Origin of the sequence: Halopseudomonas pelagia (assembly GCF_009497895.1) — a bacterium.
GTDB lineage: Bacteria > Pseudomonadota > Gammaproteobacteria > Pseudomonadales > Pseudomonadaceae > Halopseudomonas > Halopseudomonas pelagia_A.
On record NZ_CP033116.1, the window covers coordinates 3210197 to 3232188 of the forward strand.

Sequence of the window (21992 nt, forward strand, 5' to 3'; positions counted from 1 at the left end):
CCTTGGATGGTTTTTAAGAAACAGGCGCTTTACAGCGCCTGGTAACGCAAAGTCAGATAGCCAGCCCGGCCCTGTTGCTGATAGGTCGCGGCGGTCTCGTAGTCGGTGTCGAACAGGTTGCTGATGCGCGCCTGCAGGCGCCAGGTATCACTCAACTGATATTCCGAGCGCAGATCGACGGTGTTGTAGCCGGACAACTCGGTGGTATTGGCGGCGTTATCCCAGCGCCGGCCTTCCACGTGCAGGCTGGCACCCAGGCCGACTCGGCCGAACCGACGGTCCAGATCCAGATTGAATATCTGCTCGGCCCGCCGCGGCAACAGATAGCCCTGGCCTGCTCGGTTTGATTCGTTGGCCGGGTCCTGCAGGGTGAGATTGCTGCTCAGGTCCCACCCCAGTACTTGGCTGACCGCCGATAGCTCGACGCCGTTGATCACCGCCTTGTCGATATTCTGCGCGCGCAAACCAGCGCCTTGATTGAAGTAGGCGATCAGATCGTCGATCTCGTTGCGGTACACCGCTACCGCCCAGCTGCCCCAGGCGTGCGCGCCATCCAGACCCAGTTCAAGGCTGCGCGAGGTTTCCTCGGAAATAGCCGGATTGCCAAAGCTGGGATGATAGAGCTGGTTGAAGGTCGGCGCCTTGAATGCGGTGCCGTAGCTGGCGCTGGCACGCAGGCTATCGCTGATGCTGTAGCCATAGCCGATGCTGCCGGTGTTGTAGGTGCCGTGCTGCTCGTTGTCGTCATGGCGAGCGCTGAGTTGCAGTTCGTGCCGCCCCAGCTGCGCCAGGTATTGGGCGTAGGCGCCGTGGTTATCGCGGCTGTCTTCGGCAAAATCAGTGCTGCCGTTGACCGAGTCCTGCAACAGGTCATAGCCCAGTGTCAGCACCTGCCCGGGCTTGAGCTGAACATCGTTTTGCCAGCTGAAGCTATCGCGACGGGTATCAATCCGCGTGTTGAATACATTGCCGTTGAAGGTATCGACTTTGTCTTCGCTGCGCCCTGCCTGCAGCGTCACCAGCCAGGGATCGGTCGGGGTAAAGCGCGCGCGCAAGCCGTGGGTACGCAGCAGATTGTCAGCGTTGGCCTTGAAGCCGGAGTCGTAATCATTGTGTGAACGCACCTCGATGACATGGCCATCCAGCTCCAGGCCATTATCGAAGCGATAGCCGGCGGTCATGTTCGCCGACCACTCGCGATAGCCGTCGTTATCCGGCTCAGGCGACGGCGCGCGCGGCCGCGCGTCAATACCCCGCGTACCCATGCTGGTCGCGCCCAGGTTGTACCAGGCGTTGCCCAGCCCGCCGGACACGCCGGCGCTACCCGCGTGATAGTTACGGCTACCGGCGGTGGCCGAAGCCCAGGGCTTGGCGCCCTGTTGCTCACCGCGACGGGTAAAGATCTGAATCACACCGCCTATGGCTTCGGAGCCATACAGGCTGGAGCGCGGGCCGCGCACCACTTCGATGCGTTCGATCTGCTCTACCGGCAAGTTCTGCAGGGCCACATCGCCGGTGGTCGCCGAACCCAGGCGTATGCCGTCGATCAACACCAGTACATGATTGCTGTTGGTACCGCGAATACCCAGCGCCTCGTTCTTGCCATGGCCGCCGGTATTGGTGATGTTGATGCCCGGCACCCGGCGCAGCAATTGCGCCACGCTGGTCGCTTGCAAGCGCTCAATCTCCGCGCGCTCGATTACGCTGACCGAGGCGATGCCCTGGCTGGCGGACAAGGAGGAACGCGTGGCGGTGACCACCTGATCATTCAAGCTGACGGAGTTGGCGAAGGAGAACGAGGACAGGCCCATGCAGGCCACCGCTACAGAAGCGGGAAAAGAACTGATAATGCGGTTACTGGACATGCGATTTCTGGCTCCGTCGTACCTACCCGTACGACACTGCTGAGAGGTAGCAGTCGGCGAAGCAAAAGGCAGACGGATCCGGCACAGCAGGAGACCGCACACCCGCAAAGCCCGCCGCTCTGCTGTGATATGCGTCAGGCCGGTCTCCGGGCTTGCGAGCGGATCCAATGATCCCGTCACCGCACCTTCCCATGCCGTTGGCACAGTGGTGTATGGCGGTGACGTGCCAGCCGATTCACATCGACTGACGCTCGCTTACCGTTGCGGGGGCAGCGCCGGAATTGTCTGCAACTGGCAGACGCACCGGCTTCCCAGTTTCACCCGCTGATTAGGCATCAGCGGGCACCTGAAGCGGGGTGAAGATTAGTGATTTTGTAACAAAGCGTCAACGCATTCTTGCCCTGCATCTGCCCAGCAGTTGCCAGATCAAGCCGAGACAGCCGCCTCGACCTTGCGCTGTTTTTCATACAAAAAGCGCAGCACGGCCTGGCGGTACTGGTTGTATTTTGGGTTGTCTGCCAGCGCGATCCTGTCACGCGGACGCGGCAAATCTATGTCCAGAATTTCACCGATAGTTGCCGACGGCCCATTGGTCATCATCACGATACGGTCGGACAGCAGCACCGCCTCATCCACATCGTGAGTGATCATGATCACGGTATTTTTCAGGTCGTTCTGGATGCGCATGACTTCGTCCTGCAGGTGGGCGCGGGTCAATGCATCCAGCGCGCCGAAGGGCTCATCCAGCAACAGCACCTTGGGTTCCATGGCCAATGCGCGGGCGATACCGACACGCTGCTTCATGCCGCCGGAGATTTCGCTCGGCAGTTTGTCCAGCGCGTGGCTCATATGCACCATGTTCAAATTGTGCCGCACCCATTCGTCCTTTTCCTTGGCGTTCTTGCTGCGCCAGACCTTGTTCACCGCGATGGCGACGTTCTGATACACCGTCAGCCAGGGCAGCAGGGAATGATTCTGGAATACCATGCTACGGTCCGGGCCTGGATCGCTGACTTCCTTGCCATCCAGAATCACCGCGCCGGAGGTGGAATCCATCAGGCCGGCCACGATATTCAGCACTGTGGACTTGCCGCAGCCGGAGTGGCCGATGATGGAAATGTATTCGCCCCGCGCCACACTCAGGTTGATATCCACCAGCACCTCGGTGGACATCTTGCCGGTGGTGAAGGTCTTGGAGACTTTTTCGATATTCAGATAACGACTCATATGCTGCTCCTTAACTGGCTGAGGTGCCGCGGGTAACCAGGCGACCAATCCAGGCCACCAGGCGATCCAGGAAGAATCCCACCACGCCGACGTAGATCAGGGCCAGGATGATGTCGCTGATCAGCGACGCGTTCCACGCATCCCAGATAAAGAAACCTATGCCTACGCCGCCAATCAGCATTTCCGCTGCGACGATCGCCAGCCAGGACAGACCCACACCGATACGCAACCCGGAGAAGATATAGGGCGCGGCCGCAGGCAACATGATCTTGCCGAAGTACTCGAATCCATTCAGCCGCAGCACCCGGGCAACGTTGCGGTAATCTTCTGGGATATTGCGCACGCCCACCGAGGTATTGATGATGATCGGCCAGATCGCGGTGATGAAGATGACGAAGATCGCCGAGGGGTTACTGTCCTGAAAACCCGCCAGTGACAGCGGCAGCCAGGCCAGCGGCGGCACGGTACGCAGCACCTGGAACACCGGATCCAGACCGCGCATGGCCCAGGTCGACTGCCCGACCAGCACACCCAGACTGATGCCCACCACCACCGCGAGCATATAGCCGTAGGCAACCCGCTCAAGGCTGGCGAGAATCTGCCAGGCCATGCCCACATCGTTGCCGCCATTGTCATAGAACGGGTCGATGATCAGCTCCCAGGTATCGGTCACCACCTGGGTAGGCGGCGGCAACGCGCTACCTTCCATGGAACAGAGCATCTGCCAGATGATCAGCAGCACCGCGGTGAAGATCAGCGGTGGCAGCACCTGGCGCATGAAAATCCCCCCGTAATGCTGCAGCCAGGCCGGCAGTTCGACGTTATGCCGCGGGTCCGGCTTTAGCTCCAGCGCATTAGCGGCATCAATCTTTACATTGGCGTTCATGGGCAAGCCCCTCATTGAATCTGACGTCATGTTCAGCTCATGGCCTTGATAGCCAGGCTATCCAGGTAGGCCATGGGGTTTTCCGGGTCGAAGGTCTTGCCATCGAAAAAGGTTTCGACGCCACGGGACGTGGACGTGGGGATCTGCTCCGCCGGTACGCCAAGGCTGGTCGCGGCTGCCCGCCAGAGATCCTCGCGGTTGACCTTGTCGACCAGCGCGTCCATGTCCAGATCCTGCGGCAGATAACCCCAGCGGATATCTTCGGTGATAAACCACTTGTCATGGCTCTTGTACGGATAAGAGGCGTTGTCCTTCCAATAGCGCATCTGGTTGTCGCTGTTCTCGACCACCTTGCCGTTGCCGTAGTCGAAGTTGCCCTTCATGCGTTCAACCACGTCGTTGAACGGTGCATTGATCCAGCGGCGCTTGGAGCAGATCTTCGCCACTTCTTCGCGGTTGGCCGGGTCTTCGCAGAACATCTGCGCTTCCATCACCGCCTTGATCAATGCCTGGGCGGCATTGGGGTTGGCATCTACCCAGTCGGCGCGCATGCCCAGCGCCTTCTCCGGGTGGTTATGCCACAACTCGCTGGTGGTCAGCGCGGTATAGCCGATCTTCTGGTTGATCAACTGCTCGTTCCACGGCTCGCAGACGCAGAAGGTATCCATGCTGCCGACCTTCATGTTGGCGACCATCTGCGCCGGGGGCACGACGATGGTGGAAATGTCGCTGTTCGGATCGATGCCGCCCGCTGCCAGCCAATAGCGCATCCACAGATCATGAGTACCGCCGGGAAAGGTCATTGCTGCGCTGACCGGCTTGCCAGTGGCTTTTTTCGCCTCAAGCGCCGCCTTGAATGGCTGGCTGTCCACGCCCAGCTTCAGGTTTGCGTATTCCTGCCCTACCGATATGCACTGCCCGCCCAGATTCAGACGGGCGAGAATATACATGGGCGTGGGGATATTGTTCGCGGTCATCGCCCCGGTGGTGATCAGATACGGCATGGGCGTGAGGATGTGTGCGCCGTCGATGCCGTTACGCGCCGAGCCCAGCACCAGATTGTCCCGCGTGGTGCCCCAGGAAGACTGCTTGAGCACCTCTACATCGGTCATGCCGTGCTTGGCGAAGAAGCCTTTTTCATCGGCTACAAACAGCGGCGCCGCGTCAGTCAGAGCAATAAAGCCCAATTTCGCCTTGGTGGTTTCCACCCCATCGCTGCCGGCGGCCCAAGCCGCTGTGCGCATGCCAGGCGGCAAGGAACTGAACAGCGCAGCACCACTGACAGCCGCTATGGAGTACTTGAGAAAGTCCCGACGCTTGATCATGCTCGGAGCGCCTTTGGCGTCCTTGGTGGTGTTGTCATCCATTGCTCAATCCCCTGAAAAAAGCACAAAAAAAACGGCGTACACGCAGGTTTCGATAAATAGCTCGAAACTCGGGTGGACGCCGTTGCCCATATTCATATGTAGAGGCCAGTCGATAACTCAGGCCTACCGGTATAAAGCAGAATGCGTGCCAAAAATCTGAATCATTGCAAAAACAAAGACTTCTGGTTATCGAAGAGGTTGATGGCTGGGCTAGTCGCTGAAAGTGCCGGGGCGCTCGCACAGTAACGGGGCGAGCGGGTTGCGAATGCGCTGAGCAGGTGCGTTTCGGTGGCGGGGAGCACCGTGCAATCAGAGCTTCGCTTTGCCCTGCAGCAGCTCGGCGTAATTGAGCAGATGCTGCGCCACATCAGCCAGTCGCTGGCTGCGCTCCATGGCCGCGTTCTGCAACATGCGATAGGCCGCGTCTTCGGTGAGCCCGTGCTGCTTCATCAACAGCGCCTTGGCGCGATCAATCAGCTTGCGCTCGTTCAACGACCGGCGGGCCTCTTCAAGCTCGACGCCTAACGCCTGCAAACGCAGGTTCTGGGCATGCAACACATCCATCACCGAGCGATTGAGCTGGCCTCCCAGGGAATCCGACGCATCCAGATCGGTTGACTGCAGATTGAAAACCCGGGTGGCCAAGAGGCTGGCGTCTTCATCAAGGCTAGCCAGGCGTTTCAACAACGCTCGATGGTTATCCAGATCCGATTGGGCTTGAAGGATCTTGCGCTGACACTGGCTGTGCAGGTGCTCGGTCATCTGATCTTCGAGTTGTTTCATCACATCAATGCGTTGGCTGGCCAGCTCGAACCAGATCTCCGCCAGCGCAGGGGCAATGGGTGACGCCTGCGAAGAGCGCAGGGCAACCTGCCTAAGTCTAGCCAACTCCACGACCGTCTGATCAGCGCGTAAGTTGCGCCATAGCCGGCGCAGGCCCGGCTCTGCATAGTCATTGAAAATCTCGAAGCAGCGCTTTTGCGCGTCCTCCAGAAAGCGCAGATGCGCCTGCGCTGCAGGATCGAAATAGCCCAGCGTGAAACCGGCAACCCCCGCCGCCCGCTCCTGCCCAGCCAGCTCCTTGCCCTGCATAAAGTTGAATAGCGCCACCAGATGGCGGGTAATTTGCGGATCGACGGCCGTATCGGCTGCCTCGAACACCACATTCAACAGCCCTTTGATAGGCCGGCTAAAGGCGCGGGTCGCGTCCATGGGCAGAATCTGCAGCAAGCGAATCCGCCGGCGTAATTCCGCGAAACTCTCGAAATAGTGCAGTACATAAGCGATATGGTTGAACAGCCGCGCCTTGTCAGCCCCGCAGCCAGATTCCAGATCAATGCGGGCGAAGCACTCAACTACCTGTTGCTGCATGCGCTGGCTATCTGCAGTCAGGTCGTCGAGGCCTGCGCGATAACGCTCCTCGTGGCTGCCCAGATAAATATTCGAGAAGCCGCGCTCGCGTTGCAGTGCATGGATCAAACGGCCGATGCAGCCGACCAGTTCGCAGGTCAGCTCCAGACTGCGTAGACCCTGCATTTCGCTACGCCGGGCGGCGAGCATGAAATCCAACGCACTCGCCATGACTGCCCTCCAGATGACGCGGTTAAGCTGCTAAGACCTCAGGTTAAACAAGGCAATTTTCATGCCTGAAGAAGGGGCCCAAAGAAGAGGGATCGGTTTCGGCTCTGTCAGCGATCGGCGGCGGAGCCCGGGGCGGGCCGACCGAGAATATGAAAGCGCTGTTCGACACCGGACTGATCGTAACTGCGCGCCAAAGTCTGCTGAATAAATGCCTGCGAGGCGCTGCCCGCCTCTTCCAGTTGTGCGCGCAGCTGTTCACGCAGTGCTACCTGACTGGCGAGCAACTCATCACTGACCTGCTGCTGCTTCTCATCGCGCAACAGCATCTCTTCAGCCTTGAGCAGGGCAAAATCGGTGATCACAATGGTGCCTGCGGCCGTGACAAAAGCCACTCCACCGGCCACCAGCGCTCCGGGACCAGTGGGCGCGGTAACCGCCGCCGCGCTGCCGCCAGCCGTAATCGCCAAGGCCATGCGTGGCGCCAACCGCACGGCAAAGCCCGCCAATACGCGACGGGCCGCCTGCATGGATGAAAGCGCCATCAGCCTCGGCACCAGCGCGCGGCGCGCCAGCAATACAAAGGCGCCGGTGCCAGCCACCATGGACGCCTGGGAACTGACTCGCCAGCGTTGGCGGTCCGCCTCTGTCGGGCTGAAGCCGCGCTGCAACGCAGCATCGACGTTCAGATTAAACTCAATCGCTCTTTCTCTGGCAGGCGCAGTAGGCTGCTGCTGGGCATAGATACCCAGCAACTGTCGGCGCACTACATCTGCCTGCTCCGCCAACACCCGGGAAAGTTCGGTATCGAGTTCGGACTCCAGCGCCGCTAGCCTGGCGTCCAATCCCGACTGCTTCAGTAAGTGAGTATTCAGGCGCCGTTGCAGATAGTCATCCAGATCCCCGCTCAGCGCATAGTAAAGACGACTGTAGGAACCGGGCATCGAATAATACCAGTCGAGATAACCGGGCAACGCCTGATGTGCCAACGCGAAACTGTCATCCAGCCAGCGGTCCAGCCACTGCTGAATATACCTGTCCGCATGGCGGCGTTGCTGAGTGCTGAGGCGCGACAGGTCCGTGTTGAACCGGCTCAGGGTAGCGCCGTCGAGGATCAGTTGCTGATCGTTGATCAGCACCGCAAACAGCTGATTGTCGCTGGCCCGCTCCTGCAGCAAACGCACGCCCGCAGTCAGGCCGGCGAATAGCAGTGCTACCATCACCAGCATGGCCAGCGGTTTGGCCCAACGGCTTGCATAAAGGCGTTTCATCGATGCTCCTGCGCAGCTGCGGCCTGCCTGTGGCCGGCTTGGGTCTCAGCATTCTTCACGCCAGCGGGCTTGCTACGAAGCGCAGCAATGCCAGTAAGCATGCGCATCCAGGCCCAGATAAAGGCGCTGCCACTGATCAACAGCAGGCTCCACGCCAGCACCCCGAGGATACCGCTGTTATCAGCATCACCCAGGGTATTCTGCAGCGCCCACTGCACGCTCAGCTCCAGTATCTGGTGGGCTCTTTCACTGAGCGCCAGCAGCGGCAGACTGCTCTGGCTATCCTGCATATGCCTGCCCAGCGCATCGATCCAGTCCATGCCTTGCATATTCGGCTGCGAGAGACTGAGCGACATCAGCAGATAACCGCACAAAAATAGCGCAGCACCCAACGGTACCAGCAGGCGGCGGCTCACGGCATTGAGTAACGGCGGTTTTACATGGCTTTGCAGTCTGCTGCGGAGCTTGCTGTCCAGCCACCACAGCAGTGGCAGGCCGACCAGCAACATCAGCCATAACCAGGGGCTCAGCCACAGCAGTTTGACCAGCATGAAAAGCGCCAGTACGGCTGACAGCAGCAGATGCCAGCTATTCAGCAGCCAACCACCCCGCAGCCGCACATGCCATAGCGAATCAGCCAGCAGGTATTGGTTCAACCAGGCGCTGCGACGCAGGCGTGCGGCCTCGATGCTGGAGGCAAAGATAAGGTAACCAGCCACCGCCCAGACCGGCAGCAACAGCCATCCCAGGTACGGCTCGGGCAAGTGGCGCCAGCCGAACAGGAAGAAAGCTGCCGTGAGCTGAAGAATATAAAGGCTTTGCAATGCATCACTCGCACGGGGAGAGGTCAGACGAGTTTACGCCTGCGGCTTGGCGGATGCATCCGTACCAGCACCAGTGGGTTTCTTACGCCGGAAGTCACACAAACAAAAGGCTGCGACTTCCGGCGAAGGGCCCGCTAAACCAGGCTATTGTTCGCATTGCGAGACGTCCATCGTCGGCAATCAGGCTCGAAGTACTCATAAAGGTTTTATCGTCGATCTGCGCCGTGCCGACTGGGCCGCGCCAACTCAAGAGCGACCCCCTTGCCGGTGACGCAATGTTGCCGCAACCTATTGCGGGCATACTCAGCGTTTATTGGCGATCGGCGGCGCCGACACGAGGTGCTATGGTGAGAATTCTACTGGTCGAGGACGAACTTCAGTTGGCTGAGACGTTACGCGCGGCGCTGGAGCGGGAACGCTTCATCGTTGATCATGCCGACCGGTTGGCGAGCGCGCGGGAGGCGGCGCTGCTCACCTCCTTCGACCTGGTCTTGCTGGACCGCACCTTGCCGGACGGCGAAGGGCTGGCGCTCGTTCCAGTCCTGCGTGCGAACAATCCTGGCCTTCCCATCATCGTTCTCAGCGCGCGCGGTGAGGTCTCTGACCGTATCCTTGGGCTCGATGAGGGTGCTGATGACTACCTCATCAAGCCGTTCGCACTGGACGAAATGTTAGCCCGCATCCGCGCAATACGGCGGCGTCCTGCCGACCTGGCCGGTGAGGAGATCCGTGCCGGCTCCCTCGTCTTCGATCTCTCGAACGAGGAAGTGGCTGTGGCAGGAGTGCGCATGGAGCTTCCGCGCCGTGAACTGCGTGTGCTGGCGGCGCTGTTGAAGCGACGCGGCAGAACGGTGCTGCGCGAGTCGCTTGAGCAGGCAGTTTTCGGGTTCGATGACGAGGTGCAGTCGAATACGCTGGACTCGCATATCTCACGGCTGCGGCGGAAACTGCAGGAAACCGGGGCGGGGATCGAAATCCACGCGATCAGAGGCGTCGGCTACTTGCTGCGCGAGTCGTCGTGAGAAAGCCGCCCTCCCTCAAGCGGCCGCTGATCATCTATCCGCTGATCTTTCATCTGGCCACGCTGATGGTCTCGTTCGCAATCCTGCTCGCTGTGGCAATCCGCATCGACAGCGGCGGCCCCTATGCCGACGAACAGATCATCCCGGTGATCGCCCGCGCGATAGTACGTCAGGACGATGGTCAGCTTGCCGTGCGTATGACGCCAGAACTGGAGGAATTGCGCGCGACCTCACCCGACTTGTGGTTCGTGTCCGAAGATGACGCTGGCAGAAGCGTCGCATTCGGGCAAGTGCCCCCGCAATATTCATCACTTATTGGCAACCTGAGCGATTTGTCCTATGCCCAACTGCGGGATCGCCAGGCACCATATGATTTGGCAGCGGTGATTCGCAGGGAGGACGGGGCAGCCGGGCCGCTGACGATTCTCGCTCATGGCAAGCTCAACGAGCTGAATTTTATTGTCTTGATGGCTTCCAACATCGTCATTCTGCCGATCTTCCTGTTGCTGGCCCTCACTTCTCTCATTGTGACCCCGTGGATTGTGAGGCGATCGCTTGCCGGCGTGTCTCGCATAGCACAAGAGGCTGAGCAGATCGATACGGATCGGCGCGGCCGGCGGCTAAGCGAGGAACATGTGCCGACCGAGATTGCGCCGCTCGTTCGCGCGGTAAACGAAGCGCTCCAGCGTCTTGATGAAGGTTACGAGCAGCAACGGCGGTTTATCGCATCGGCTGCGCACGAACTACGCACGCCCATCGCCATCCTGAGCGTCAAGGTGGATAGCGCGGAGCATGCGGCCACGCGCAGCCTCGGCGCAGACGTGCAGCGATTGGCCACATTGGCCGAGCAGCTGCTCGACATTCAACGACTCGATAACGACATGAAAACCGATGAGCTGGATCTCGCCGAGCTGGTCCGCCGGGTCGTAGGGGATCTGGCTCCCCTACTGATTGCATCCGATCGAACCATAGAGGTGCGGATCGATGACAGGCTGCCGTGTCACGGCGATGCGGCGGCTCTCGAACGTGTGGTGACTAACCTGGTCCAGAACGCAATCGAACATGGCGGCCGCCATGTCACGGTACGTGTCATCGGAGCCGCGTTCGAGGTAGAGGACGACGGCCCCGGCATACCGCCTGAGGAGCGCGAACGCGTGTTCGAGCCTTTCCACCGGCTTCGCCCACGCTCCACGGGAAGCGGTCTTGGACTCAATCTGGTGCGGCAGGTGATAGAGCGGCATGGTGGGCGGGTATCACTCTTCGACGCGGCTGGCGGCGGTACGATCGTGCGAGTTGATCTCACCGCAGGCTGACGCTGACGATCGCGCGTGGTATCGTCACTGCATTGGTGTAAAGCTCAGCGCGGAGGCAACGCTATTCGCGCCGTTATAGACGCCGTGCAAAATGATGCAGGGCCATATGGCCCCTGTTTGGCGAAAGAGAATAGCAGACAGCGCCCCGACCATGATTGCCACGGGCAGGATTACGCTCACACCGTGCGCCAGCCCGAATATGATCGAGCTGAGACCAACGCCCGCCAGTAAGCCGTAGCGGTTGAGGGCATTTGCGACGACTCCCCGGAACAAGACTTCTTCCCCGAACGGGGTGAAAACGGCGCCGCCAATCAGAGACGCGATGAAAGGAAGAGCACCGCCTCGCGCTGCCGCATGCAGAATCCCCTGGGGATCGTCATATCCAAAAAAGGCTACATAGACGGACTGGATGATCAGATTGAGACCGTAACCAGCGATACCCAGCCCCGCAGCAATTATGAGCCAACGCGTGGCGACGGGCTTGAAACCAAAAGGCCGTAGAGACCGGATCCGCAAGCCAACCGCCGCAGCGAAGGCGCCCGTACCAGCCAAACCTCCCACCGTCGACCCAATGACGCCTAGAAGAACGGGTTGATCGTGAGGAAGAAGCCCAAAGGCTAATGCCAAGGGGACAAGCAGCACAACATAGGCTATGAGGCCAACTGCGACTTCCGGCCAACCTGGCGTATCGAGCCTGGGGTTCGTAATCGTTTCCATATTCAACTCCAATGAGGCGAATCCGGCGTGCAGAAATGCAACTGACAGCCATCTTGGGTTACAGACGTTCGGCAGAACCTGAGTCGCGGCAGTGAGGCCTCTCTGGAGCAAGTTGACGGAACGAATTCACTCTTTCAGCAGACGTTTGAAAAAGTAGTGCAGCACGAAATGCCCCGGTGAGACGACTGCGACGAGCTCCCACCCTTGCGCGCCTAGCTCGTTCAGTTTGTCGGAATTGAGCGTCTTTTCGATCACTAAGTATTCCCAAAGCATGTGTATCTCCCGCTAATTTTGTTGAAAATTTCAATCGGTGTTCCAGGGCCGTATCGCCATCTCCCAAACCTCATACCTTGCATATAAGACTGCGCAAGTTGGGTACGCCCTACCAGAGCTGAAAGCATTCGGCCCCTGAGAAAGACAGTTAGTAAACTTTCCCCTTCTATTGTCGGCATTCCTTTCGATCCGGATCGCGATCACAGCGTTGTTTGCGCGCCCGATCAGCCATGATTTGAGCGTTTCTAGCGATCTCGGTGGTCATCTGGGTTCGTTCAAGCGACTCACGTTGCTTGACGTCGCGTCGGTATTGCTGCGTAAGCATGCATTCGTTATAAGCAGCCGAGCCATATGTCGACCCGAAACTGGCACATGTATTGGCATCTTCCTGAAAGTTCGCCTGGTGCCGTTCGGCACTCGATACGCATCCATACAATGCGGCGGCGCATATCAGCGCAGCGAAGCCTAGCAACAAGGATCGGCGGTGTGAGTGACAATGACGGTGTAGCATCCTGGGACCTCCGGTTTGGAATGAGCTGGTGATGCGGCCCGGCAAAAGATTGCCTGAGCCGCCAGGTCACAAACATAGCGGGCCAAGATTGCGTGAACATGGAGGAGTAGAAAAACGGGGATTCAAACAAAAAAAGCCCCGAGTATCGCTACTCGGGGCTTCTACAAGATGGCGCAGCGGACGGGACTCGAACCCGCGACCCCCGGCGTGACAGGCCGGTATTCTAACCAACTGAACTACCGCTGCGCATCGGTACAGCGGCTGAGGTCCATTGGCTGGCGCAAGCGCCAATTCAATCTAACCCGTCCGTCTGAACAGGCGCGCATTGTAAACATTCTGCGAAGCCAGTCAAGCAGTTAGCGCAGTTATTCATTCGATGTCTGAGCATGGCCCTCAATCGCTAATGACGAACTCGCGGGCGCCTTCAATACCAGGCGGCATACCGCCGGAATAACCAGCAAAGTGAGTACCGTGGAGGCGAGCAAACCGGAGATAATCGCCCAGGCCATAGGCGGCCATAACGTGGAGGAGGAGAATGCCAGCGGCAGCAACCCGGCGATGGTCGTGGCCGTGGTCAACAGGATCGGCCGCGTACGACGCACTATCGCCTCGTAGACCGCTTCTTTGATATCCATACCCTCTGACAGACGTTGATCCACCACATCGATCAACACAATGGCATTGTTCACTACAATTCCTACCAGCGCGATAATTCCCAGCACCGACTGGAAGCCGAACGGTGAACCGGAAAATACCAGACCCGGAAACACCCCCACTGCGGCCAGGGGCACAGTGAGTAAAATGATGCCGACACGGCGAAAGGAGTTGAACTGCAGTAGCAGGAAAAACAGCAGCAGAAGCATACCCACGGGCGCGGTGGTAAAGATCGCGCTGTTGGCATCACCGGAGCCCTCACTGTCACCGCCCAGCTCCAGCCGCACGCCGGCTGGCAGCGGTGTTTCGGCCAGCCCGCTATACATATGATCAAGCACCTGACTGAAACTGTAACCGTCCTCCAGGCCCGCGGTAACGGTATACACCCGCACCCCGTTGCGTTGGCGGATACCCGCTGGCTGCCAGCCCGGCTGGATACGCGCCAATGCCGTCAACGGAATCGCCTCGCCCTCGTCATTGAATACGCTGGCTGACATCAAGCGCTCCAACGACTGCCGCGTGCCCTCCGGCGAGCGCAGCACCAGCGGCAGAGGATCGCGCTCCTGGCGATATTGCTCCACGGTGAGACCCAGGCTGCGGGTATTCAATGCCTGAGCAACATCTGCTCGGGTCAGACCGTAACGCGACGCCAGGGCATCATCCACGTCCACGCGTAGCATCGGCACACCCAGATCGATGTCATGCCGCACATCCACCGCGCCCTCGCTGGCCTTGAGCAGCGCAAACACCTGTTCGGCTGCGGCTATGCGCACGTTGTCGTCAGGGTGATAGAGCCGCACCTCGACCGGCGCTGCCCGCGGCGGGCCTTGACCCAGAGTGCTGGCGACCACATCCAGTTCAGGCATGCTGCTGGCCACATGCTCGCGGACCCAGTGGATGATCCCGTTAGTGGCAGCCAGATCCTCGGTATGAATAACAATGCGCGCCCGATTAGGCGCCTGGGGTGCGCGCATCAGGTTGTAATAGAAGCTGGGGCCGGCAGACCCGGCGAACCGATGCACCTGCGTGACCTGGGGCCGCTGGCGAATCCGACTCTCCAGCTCGGCGGCCACTTGTTCAGTACGCTGCTGGTCGGTGCCTTCCGGCATATACAGCTCGACCACCACTAACGGCCGATCAGCATTGGGGAAAAATTGCAGTTTCAACTGCGGCAGCAAAGCCAGGCTCAGGCAAACCATGACCACGCCAAGCAGGATCATCCACACCGGCGATCCGGTACTGAATCGGGCAAGGCCATTGCCGATATTTTCCATTACCCGGCTAGAGCGTGTTTGCGTTGGCTTGAGAAAACGGCCGGCGAGCAAGGGTGCGACGCCTATCGCCAGAAGGTAACTGACCGTCAGCGTCAGCATGATCATCACTGGAATGCCCCGGGTAAAATCGGCTGTGCCACCCTTGGCTAGGAGCAAGGGCGTAAAAGCTGCCAGGGTTGTCGCTGTCGAGGCGCCCAAAGGCCCGGCCAGCTCAGCGATGGCATGACGCACGGCCTGAGCTCGGGATTCGCCACGGTTGAGCCGATCCTGCACGTTTTCGACCATGACGATGGCGTTATCAATCAGAATGCCCAGCGAAATGACCATGCCGATTACCGCAATCTGATGCAGTATGCCGCCGCCAAGATCGTAAATGCCCAGGCTGATAAGGGCGACCATCGGCAGCATGGTGGCGACCAGAATGCCCATGCGCCAGCCCATGCCGGCAAACACCACCAGCACGATGATCAGCACACTGCCAAGCAGGTTCCACTCCAGCCCGTCCAGCCGCTCCTTGACCTGATCCGGCTGAAAGAACATCTCTTCTATATGCAACGGCGCAAACTCGGGCCGCAACTGCTCAAGGCGTTCACGCACCTGCTCCCCGAAGCGGATCGCATCGAGCTGACCCCTTACCGCCGTCAGACTAACGATGACCGCTTGTTCGCCGTCGAACCAGGCTTTCGGCTGAGCCGGTTCCAGGGGCCCGCGCCAGATATCGGCGATGGCTTCCAGCGGTATCTCACCACCTTCCGGCAGTGGGATCTGGGTACCGCGCAGGGCATCAATACTGACAAATTCGCTATTGGGTAACAGGCCCATGCGCTTGTCACCGGAGACCACAAAGCCACCCGGAATAACCTGGTTGCGCTGCGCCAGGATCGATGCCAGATAGGCGGGGGAAATGCCCAGGCGGCTCATCTGCGCGTCACGCAGGGCGATGGTGACCTGCTCGTCAGCCTTGCCTTCCAGATCAATACGCGACAATCCGGGAATATCCAGCATCTCGCGCTTTAGGCGTTCCGCCTCCAGCCCCAGGTGCACCAGCGAGGCATCGCCGCGCACGGCCAACACCACGGCGGGAATATCGATCATGCGATCATCCAGTGAAATCTGCGCCACGCCGTCCGGAAACTCCAGCTCGGCGCGCGTCATCGCCTGGCGCACCCGATCCCAGGCGGAATCCGTGTCATAGATCGCATCTTCGAGAGTGAGGCTGATCAGCGCCACACCCGTGCGCGCGGTGGCGGTAAAATATTCCAGCTCCTCGACCTGGGATAGCTCATCTGATAACGGCTCAAGCACCAGCCGCTCTACTGCTTCAGCCGTCGCGCCGGGATAAACCACCGTAATCAGCCCGGCACGGTGCGGAAAGCTCGGGTCTTCCTGGCGGGCCATGGTCAGGTATGAGGCTATGCCGAGCAGGCACAGCATGACCACCACCAGGCTGATCAGTCGTGGGCGTACCAGCCCGAGAAGGTTCATGGCAGCAGTTCCACGGCATCGCCATCGGCCAAGCGTGTCAGCCCCGCATACACAACCTGGTCACCCTGCTTTAGCGGGCTGTTACTTAAAATCGCCTGTTCGCCCTGCATTGCGCTCACGCTGACTGGTACGCGCTTGACCTTGCCCTCCTCGGTCACCTGAAATACCGCCAATCCATCGGCGGAGCGCATTACCGCTGACAGCGGCACCCGTAAAGCATCGCCCATGTTGCGCTCGATGCCGACCTCCACCGCGTCGCCGGAACGGAACTGGGTCGAGTCAAGGCTGACCACCATCGGGTACAGAACCCCCGCCTGGGAAGCACCTTGCCCCAACTCCAACAACCGCCCTACTGCCTGCCGCCCGTCCGCCTGCGGACCGGTCAGGCTAGACCCGGTCAGGCTAGACCCGGTCAGGCTCGACCCGGTCAGGCTCGACCCGGTCAGGCTAGACCAGACCGGCAACGTTTGACCTACCACCAGATCGCCGATCAGATGCGCAGGCACCCTGACCTCGACTTCCAGCCCGTTGGATGAAGCCAGCCGCATGACCGCCTGGCCAGGCGCGACAAATTCCCCTGGTTCCACCAGCAGCGCCTCTACCCGGCCGGTAAAAGGTGCCCGCAGCTGGCTTTCAGCACTCAACTGTTCGCTCTGTTTCAATGCGGCCCTGGCACTGCCAACGCCCGCATCCAATGCCGCCAATCGGGCGCTCTGTTGTTCCAGTTCCTGGGTCGACAGCACGCCGCGCTCGAACAGTTGCTCACCGCGCTGCTGCTCACGACGCGCCTGCTCTGCCTGCGCCTGTAATTCATTCAATCGGGCGCGCGCGGCGTCACGCGCAGGTACCAGTTCCGGATTGTAAAGCGCGGCCAACACTTCGCCGGCCTGCACCTGCTGACCTATTTCCACCTGCCTTGAACGCAGCACGCCACCCACCTGAAAGGTCAGGCTGGCGCGATCTCTGGCACGCACCGAGCCGGCAAAACGCAGTGGCTCCGCGGCGACACTACCGGTGACCTCCACCGCGCGTACGGGCACCACATGTGGCTGCGCACTGATCGCCGCATCCGCGCTGCCAGCAGGCCCGCAACCGTTCAGGAAAACGACCGAAGCAAGCAGAGCGAGTATGAGAGCATTAGCTTTAACCGTTGCCGTTGACATGATGTACTCCAAAATATCGGCCGCTGGGGAACCTATGCTTTACATATTGTCATTAATTGACATTTTGTCAACAAGCTAGTAAAACAAACCAGCAAATGCGTATTTCAGAACGACCTCGGGTAGCATGAAAGAGAACAGAACAGGATTGAAAAGAACGCCTATGAGCCTAGATCAACGTCGTGAGCAGGAAAAACAGGAACGCCGGGACAGCATTCTCGACGCCGCCGAGAAGGCCTTCTTCAGTAAGGGCTTCGATAAATGCTCAATGGATGAAATTGCTCGTACAGCGCAGCTGAGCCGTGCATTGCTGTATGTGTATTTCAAAGACAAAACCGCGATCATGCGCGGCATCATGTTGCGCTCAGTGCAGGCGCTGCGTGACAGGTTTGTCGCGGTGGCCCAGTCCGATGCCGTGGGCATAGAAAAGGTCGGGGCTTTGGGCGCGGCTTATTACGCGTTCAGCTGCGAGGAACCTGATTATTTTGACGTGCTGACCCAGTCAGGTACTTTTCCGCATTTGCTTGATGAGGACGATCAAAGCCAGGCACTGCAAGGCTGCGGTAACCAGGTCATGCAGTTGATGGTGGAGGTGTTGCAACAGGGCATCGCCGACGGGAGCCTGAGCCCAGAGCGCGTGGCCGATCCGGTAATGACCGCTTACTTTCTGCGTGGTGCACTGCATGGCGTGATCATGGAGGCCCGTCAGCCGGATCAAAAGGCCACGGATCTACCCGATGCCGATGCGCTGATCAGCTACACCATTGGCATGCTTGGACATTCGATGCGGCCCTGAATACCCGTTACAGGCCTAACCACTGCTGGAATTCGGCGTCAGGCACCAGACTGCCGCCCGTGCACCAAAGGATGTGGGTCGCTCGGGAAGGATCAATCTGATGCCGGGCACACCACTGTAGGCCCGCCTGCGACCCAGTGATCCAACCAGGTCCGGGAAAGGCCGCCGCTGCCGAGGGCTCGACGCGCTCGCCCAGCTTTTCCCAGGCCAACTCGAGATAATAGCCTAGCGACGTATCCGGCACGGTGAACACCCCCGCCAGACGATCCTGCATGCAGGTCGACGCAAGCATTGAGGCCTGGCCTACCGCCAAACCATCAGCCAGCGTGCGGTTACTCAGCCCTATATCGTGCACCGACATCGGATCACGCACACCGGACGCCAGCTGCACCAACACGCTGGGCGATTCAAGTGGTTCGGCAAAAAAACAGTGCACATTGTTACCAAACACCTGCTTGAGCCCATAGGTGATGCCCCCTGGTGCGCCACCGACGCCACAGGGCAGATAGATCAAAAGTGGGTTGGCGGCGTTAACTTCGATACCCTGCTCCGCCAACTGCGCCGCGACGCGCCGCCCGGCCACGGCGTAACCGCAAAATAGCGAAAGAGAGCGCTCGTCATCGACAAAATGCGCCTGCGGATCGGCTTCGGCAATGGCCCGACCGGCAGCGACCGCCTTGGCGTAGTCACCGGCGTGCTCCACGACATCTACACCCTGGTCACGCAGCAGCTGTTTTTTCCATTGCTTGGCGTCATCTGACATATGCACTTGGGCAGCAAACCCCAACGCGCGGGACATCAGCCCGATGCTGATACCCAGGTTACCGGTGCTACCCACCACCAGTTGGTAGGTAGCAAAGCAGGCGCGCCAGCGCGGCTCAGCCAGGTCGGCGAAATTGACTCCATCCCATCCGTGGCTCAGGGCGACTTGCTCCGCAAACTCCAACACCTCATGAAACCCGCCCCGGGCTTTCACCGAGCCCGCGACCGGCAGACGGTTGTCCGCCTTGAACAGCCAGCGTGACTGACCGCCCAGCGCATCACGCAAGGCTTGCGCATCCATTAGTGGCGATTCGATCAGGCCATCGCTACCAGCCAAGCCGGGCAATATCTTTGCCAGCAATGGGCCGGCACGCAGCAACCGCCGCTCCGCGGCATCAACCAGATCGGGGGATAAAGGATCTTCCAGGCTGCGACTACCAGGATTAAGCCAGAGCATGGGCATGCGGCCGCGCAGAGTATCGGCCAACTCGGGTGCAAGCATAATTTGCCTTGTTAACGGGTGTTGAGCATCATGAAGCTATGGACAACTGCCCAGAGGAAAATGCTCATGTCTTTAATTGGCTGGATATTCGTAGTACTCGCGGTGTTAACCGTCGCGGGTGCACTCTATAAAGTCTACATAACTGCTTACAAAATGCCCATCAGCAAGGAAAAAATGAAGCGAATCAAGGCGCGGCAGGCTGAAGTTGAAGCACAGGAAGCGCGGGAAAAAGAGCAGGATTGACGTTAGAATGTGCCCTTTATTATTCACCGCTCGAGGCAGGTAGCTCCCCAGTATGGTCAATTCACTGCAAGCTCAGTTACTCAAGTCCGGCTTGGTCGACGAGAAGAAGCTCAAACAAGCCCAGCGGGCAAAAAAGAAAGCCGCGAAAAACGAACCGGAAAAGTCTTATGATTCAGCTGCTGCGGTAGATAAAGCCCGTGCAGAGAAGGCCGAGCGCGACCGCGCCCTCAATCAGCAACGCAAGGACGACGCTGCACGCAAGGAACGTGAGGCCCAGGCCAAGCAGTTGATCGAACAGAACAAATTGGACAGGGCCGGCGGTGAGACCGCCTACCAGTTCGCCAGCAAGAACAAGATCAAGAAGATCTATGTCACCGAAGAGCAATTTGGCAAGTTGAGCCGAGGCCAGCTGGGCGTGGTTCGGATGTCAGGCAACTTTGAACTGATACCGATTGAGATCGCGCACAAGGTCAGTGAACGGGCGCCGCAGTGGCCCGTGCATATTGCCAAGGTGGAACAGCAGGCCCCGGCAGAGGATGACCCCTACGCTGCCTTTCAGGTACCGGATGACCTCATGTGGTGAGTCAATAAAGACGTTCACCACATGCTGGTCAAGAGCACTTAGTCAGTATGCTACTGAAGATTACTCTTCGTGCTCTTCCTCTACTTCTTCAGGTGCATCGACGTCACTATCCAACGCCTCGTCATCCTTGATGCGCTCCTGCTTGTCACGCTCTTCTTCTTCATCCGATTTGGAGCATTCCAGCGGCAGCATGAAGGTGCGTGACACATCGATCAGGCCGATATGCTCAATAGTCCGACGGCCAATCAACACCGGATAGGTCATGTCGCCGCGATCACGCAGGGAAAACTGCTCTTCATAGACGCGGTCACCCATACAGATCGACATCTTGACCACGGGACGACGATCCTCGCCACCGGCGCCACGTACCAGAATGCGCCGGAAGACCGGGCGCTCGAACTCCATTTCAATTAATTCGCCAGTGTCAGCATCCTTCACCGGGACGTCGTAGCGGACCCACTGCTTACCCTTGCGCTTGAAATCTTCAATATTGACGGCATGCATGGATGAGGTGAGCGCGCCCGAGTCGACCTTGATCTTGACCGCTGTGTGCTCAGGAAGAATGCGACCCTTCTCAATCCAGCCGACGACGACCTTGTTGTCGATCTGCACTTCTTCCGAGCTCTGTTTACCTTTTTTCTTCTCTTCGGGCTCCGCATGCAGAGCACCGGCAAAGGCGATACTGGCCGTCATCAGGGCGGCCACAAAAGACGTTTTAAAAGCTGATTGCATGGGGAATCCTTTGAAGAGAGTACTGGGTAGACAGGGCAGTTCGGCATAAGTGCCCCCTATCAACCTGTCCGCTTCACTCTGAACGGACGCGGCATTTTAGCCTATTTCCATAAAACGTACAGACTCAGTCGGCGTCAGCTAAGCCATGCAGCGCCAGCAGGCGTGAGAGCTCACCCTGGTTTCTCAACTGCTGAAACAGATCATCCATATAGCTTTTGTCTAGTTTGCCACCACAATGCCGCCAAGTGATTACCCCAGGCTAAATCGGATGCTTATTCGCGGAACAGGTCAGCATTTCCAAGGCCTTTTCGGCCAAATCGTCCAGGCTCATCTGCCCTTGAGGGTTGAACCAGGTGATGGTCCAGGATAATGCGCCAGTCAGCAGACGGCGTAGGACAAAAGGTTCCACCGTTACCAGACCTGTTTCATAAGCCTGCTGCAGCACATCCAGCCAGACGCCTTCATAGATATCACGCAGCCCCAGAATGAGTAACTGACCTTCTTCGGATAACGAACGCCATTCATAGACCAGGACCGACATGGCCTCCCCGGTACCACCCATGATCGATTGCAGCTCGCAGCGAATCAGCGCCAGCAGGCGTTCCCTCGGATCTTCCAGACCTTCGATTGCCATGCGCATCAGCGCAGTATTTCGGTGAATGGTTTCCTCCATCACCGCCCGCAGAATGTCGTCTTTACTTCTAAAGTGATGAAAGATGCTGCCCGACTGAATGCCAACCGCCGCGGCCAGATCACGCACCGTTGTGCGCTCAAAGCCCTTGCTGCTGAACAGATGTGCGGAGGCTTGCAGTAACCGGCCACGCGGCGTAGCCGGGTCGGTCAACAGCCCCGCGGCCATCAGCTCGCCAAGTACTTTTTGGTTATTTTCAGGGGCGCTGTGCTGCATCAGGCTCTCTAGATTCACGAAGGAAAGATGGCATTTACGC

The 21992-nt window shown here is 59.1% G+C and carries 19 protein-coding genes, 1 tRNA gene and 1 riboswitch; of the genes, 5 read left to right on the forward strand and 15 right to left on the reverse strand.

Annotated features, from left to right (window positions below):
* Positions 1 to 29: 29 nt before the first annotated feature.
* The 7 genes from btuB to EAO82_RS14955 all read right to left on the reverse strand — a co-directional run bounded on the left by btuB (position 30) and on the right by EAO82_RS14955 (position 9018).
* Entirely contained in the window at positions 30 to 1865 is a 1836-nt protein-coding gene (gene btuB / locus EAO82_RS14925; protein WP_096344807.1) for a TonB-dependent vitamin B12 receptor, read from the reverse strand.
* A 119-nt stretch (positions 1866 to 1984) separates the two neighbouring features.
* Positions 1985 to 2230: riboswitch (cobalamin riboswitch) on the reverse strand.
* A gap of 61 nt (positions 2231 to 2291) precedes the next feature.
* Positions 2292 to 3092, reverse strand: a complete 801-nt coding sequence (locus EAO82_RS14930) for an ABC transporter ATP-binding protein (protein ID WP_096344808.1) — start codon at positions 3090 to 3092, stop codon at positions 2292 to 2294.
* Positions 3093 to 3102: 10 nt separating this feature from the next.
* Positions 3103 to 3870: a nitrate ABC transporter permease gene (gene ntrB, locus EAO82_RS14935; RefSeq protein WP_218838542.1), complete on the reverse strand. Its 768-nt coding sequence runs from the start codon at positions 3868 to 3870 to the stop codon at positions 3103 to 3105.
* Between the two features lie 140 nt (positions 3871 to 4010).
* Positions 4011 to 5345 carry a CmpA/NrtA family ABC transporter substrate-binding protein gene (locus tag EAO82_RS14940; protein WP_096344810.1) on the reverse strand — a complete coding sequence of 445 codons (1335 nt, stop codon included), beginning with the start codon at positions 5343 to 5345 and terminating at the stop codon, positions 4011 to 4013.
* A 309-nt stretch (positions 5346 to 5654) separates the two neighbouring features.
* A complete protein-coding gene (locus tag EAO82_RS14945) occupies positions 5655 to 6926 on the reverse strand; it encodes a nitrate regulatory protein (RefSeq protein ID WP_096344811.1) in 1272 nt (423 codons plus the stop codon).
* Between the two features lie 107 nt (positions 6927 to 7033).
* The gene (locus EAO82_RS14950; protein ID WP_096344812.1) at positions 7034 to 8194 is read right to left on the reverse strand and encodes a hypothetical protein; all 1161 of its coding nucleotides are present in this window, start codon (positions 8192 to 8194) and stop codon (positions 7034 to 7036) included.
* A complete protein-coding gene (locus EAO82_RS14955; protein WP_096344813.1) occupies positions 8191 to 9018 on the reverse strand; it encodes a hypothetical protein in 828 nt (275 codons plus the stop codon). The genes EAO82_RS14950 and EAO82_RS14955 overlap by 4 nt, the downstream gene beginning before the upstream one ends.
* Positions 9019 to 9362: 344 nt before the next feature.
* On the opposite strand from EAO82_RS14955, the gene EAO82_RS14960 reads away from it, so the two are divergent.
* Together EAO82_RS14960 and EAO82_RS14965 are read left to right on the forward strand one after the other, a co-directional pair.
* A complete protein-coding gene (locus EAO82_RS14960) occupies positions 9363 to 10040 on the forward strand; it encodes a response regulator transcription factor (RefSeq protein WP_218838539.1) in 678 nt (225 codons plus the stop codon).
* Positions 10037 to 11353: a sensor histidine kinase gene (locus EAO82_RS14965; RefSeq protein ID WP_096344814.1), complete on the forward strand. Its 1317-nt coding sequence runs from the start codon at positions 10037 to 10039 to the stop codon at positions 11351 to 11353. Before EAO82_RS14960 ends, EAO82_RS14965 begins: the two co-directional genes overlap by 4 nt.
* Positions 11354 to 11377: 24 nt before the next feature.
* Here EAO82_RS14965 and EAO82_RS14970 read toward each other — a convergent pair whose 3' ends face one another.
* The 5 genes from EAO82_RS14970 to EAO82_RS14990 form a co-directional block, all read right to left on the reverse strand.
* Complete coding sequence (locus EAO82_RS14970) at positions 11378 to 12070, reverse strand: CPBP family intramembrane glutamic endopeptidase (protein ID WP_096344815.1); 693 nt, start codon at positions 12068 to 12070, stop codon at positions 11378 to 11380.
* A 126-nt stretch (positions 12071 to 12196) separates the two neighbouring features.
* The gene (locus EAO82_RS14975; protein WP_143520252.1) at positions 12197 to 12343 is read right to left on the reverse strand and encodes a DUF4177 domain-containing protein; all 147 of its coding nucleotides are present in this window, start codon (positions 12341 to 12343) and stop codon (positions 12197 to 12199) included.
* Between the two features lie 680 nt (positions 12344 to 13023).
* A tRNA-Asp gene (locus EAO82_RS14980) sits at positions 13024 to 13100 on the reverse strand.
* 119 nt (positions 13101 to 13219) lie between these two features.
* Positions 13220 to 16267: an efflux RND transporter permease subunit gene (locus EAO82_RS14985; protein ID WP_096344817.1), complete on the reverse strand. Its 3048-nt coding sequence runs from the start codon at positions 16265 to 16267 to the stop codon at positions 13220 to 13222.
* Positions 16264 to 17430 (reverse strand): efflux RND transporter periplasmic adaptor subunit, encoded by a 1167-nt coding sequence (locus tag EAO82_RS14990; RefSeq protein WP_096344818.1) that lies wholly within the window; start codon positions 17428 to 17430, stop codon positions 16264 to 16266. The genes EAO82_RS14985 and EAO82_RS14990 overlap by 4 nt, the downstream gene beginning before the upstream one ends.
* 160 nt (positions 17431 to 17590) lie before the next feature.
* Between EAO82_RS14990 and EAO82_RS14995 the strand changes: the two genes are divergently transcribed.
* Positions 17591 to 18223 carry a TetR/AcrR family transcriptional regulator gene (locus EAO82_RS14995; protein ID WP_096344819.1) on the forward strand — a complete coding sequence of 211 codons (633 nt, stop codon included), beginning with the start codon at positions 17591 to 17593 and terminating at the stop codon, positions 18221 to 18223.
* A gap of 7 nt (positions 18224 to 18230) precedes the next feature.
* On the opposite strand, the gene EAO82_RS15000 is transcribed toward EAO82_RS14995, so the two are convergent.
* On the reverse strand, positions 18231 to 19487 hold the full coding sequence (locus tag EAO82_RS15000; RefSeq protein WP_096344820.1) for a D-serine ammonia-lyase: 1257 nt from the start codon (positions 19485 to 19487) through the stop codon (positions 18231 to 18233).
* A 66-nt stretch (positions 19488 to 19553) separates the two neighbouring features.
* Here EAO82_RS15000 and EAO82_RS15005 point away from each other — a divergent pair, with 66 nt between their 5' ends.
* Positions 19554 to 19730: a DUF2897 family protein gene (locus EAO82_RS15005; RefSeq protein ID WP_096344821.1), complete on the forward strand. Its 177-nt coding sequence runs from the start codon at positions 19554 to 19556 to the stop codon at positions 19728 to 19730.
* Between the two features lie 52 nt (positions 19731 to 19782).
* A complete protein-coding gene (locus EAO82_RS15010; RefSeq protein WP_096344822.1) occupies positions 19783 to 20313 on the forward strand; it encodes a DUF2058 domain-containing protein in 531 nt (176 codons plus the stop codon).
* Between the two features lie 60 nt (positions 20314 to 20373).
* Here EAO82_RS15010 and EAO82_RS15015 read toward each other — a convergent pair whose 3' ends face one another.
* Together EAO82_RS15015 and EAO82_RS15020 are read right to left on the reverse strand one after the other, a co-directional pair.
* Positions 20374 to 21045, reverse strand: coding sequence for an ATP-dependent zinc protease (locus tag EAO82_RS15015; RefSeq protein WP_231703218.1), 672 nt, complete (start codon positions 21043 to 21045; stop codon positions 20374 to 20376).
* Between the two features lie 259 nt (positions 21046 to 21304).
* Positions 21305 to 21952, reverse strand: a complete 648-nt coding sequence (locus EAO82_RS15020) for a TetR/AcrR family transcriptional regulator (RefSeq protein WP_096344823.1) — start codon at positions 21950 to 21952, stop codon at positions 21305 to 21307.
* Between the last annotated feature and the right edge of the window lie 40 nt (positions 21953 to 21992).

Excerpts from the sequence above, each read along its gene's own strand:
- ntrB (WP_218838542.1), bottom strand. The coding sequence starts at position 3,870 with ATGCGCCAGGTGCTGCCACCGCTGATCTTCACCGCGGTGCTGCTGATC.
- EAO82_RS14960 (WP_218838539.1), top strand. The coding sequence starts at position 9,363 with ATGGTGAGAATTCTACTGGTCGAGGACGAACTTCAGTTGGCTGAGACG.
- EAO82_RS15015 (WP_231703218.1), bottom strand. The coding sequence starts at position 21,045 with ATGCAATCAGCTTTTAAAACGTCTTTTGTGGCCGCCCTGATGACGGCC.
- EAO82_RS14930 (WP_096344808.1), bottom strand. The coding sequence starts at position 3,092 with ATGAGTCGTTATCTGAATATCGAAAAAGTCTCCAAGACCTTCACCACC.
- EAO82_RS14945 (WP_096344811.1), bottom strand. The coding sequence starts at position 6,926 with ATGGCGAGTGCGTTGGATTTCATGCTCGCCGCCCGGCGTAGCGAAATG.
- EAO82_RS15000 (WP_096344820.1), bottom strand. The coding sequence starts at position 19,487 with ATGCTTGCACCCGAGTTGGCCGATACTCTGCGCGGCCGCATGCCCATG.
- EAO82_RS14950 (WP_096344812.1), bottom strand. The coding sequence starts at position 8,194 with ATGAAACGCCTTTATGCAAGCCGTTGGGCCAAACCGCTGGCCATGCTG.
- EAO82_RS14975 (WP_143520252.1), bottom strand. The coding sequence starts at position 12,343 with ATGCTTTGGGAATACTTAGTGATCGAAAAGACGCTCAATTCCGACAAA.
- EAO82_RS15005 (WP_096344821.1), top strand. The coding sequence starts at position 19,554 with ATGTCTTTAATTGGCTGGATATTCGTAGTACTCGCGGTGTTAACCGTC.
- EAO82_RS14995 (WP_096344819.1), top strand. The coding sequence starts at position 17,591 with ATGAGCCTAGATCAACGTCGTGAGCAGGAAAAACAGGAACGCCGGGAC.
- EAO82_RS15020 (WP_096344823.1), bottom strand. The coding sequence starts at position 21,952 with ATGCAGCACAGCGCCCCTGAAAATAACCAAAAAGTACTTGGCGAGCTG.
- btuB (WP_096344807.1), bottom strand. The coding sequence starts at position 1,865 with ATGTCCAGTAACCGCATTATCAGTTCTTTTCCCGCTTCTGTAGCGGTG.
- EAO82_RS14970 (WP_096344815.1), bottom strand. The coding sequence starts at position 12,070 with ATGGAAACGATTACGAACCCCAGGCTCGATACGCCAGGTTGGCCGGAA.
- EAO82_RS14990 (WP_096344818.1), bottom strand. The coding sequence starts at position 17,430 with ATGTCAACGGCAACGGTTAAAGCTAATGCTCTCATACTCGCTCTGCTT.
- EAO82_RS14940 (WP_096344810.1), bottom strand. The coding sequence starts at position 5,345 with ATGGATGACAACACCACCAAGGACGCCAAAGGCGCTCCGAGCATGATC.
- EAO82_RS14985 (WP_096344817.1), bottom strand. The coding sequence starts at position 16,267 with ATGAACCTTCTCGGGCTGGTACGCCCACGACTGATCAGCCTGGTGGTG.
- EAO82_RS15010 (WP_096344822.1), top strand. The coding sequence starts at position 19,783 with ATGGTCAATTCACTGCAAGCTCAGTTACTCAAGTCCGGCTTGGTCGAC.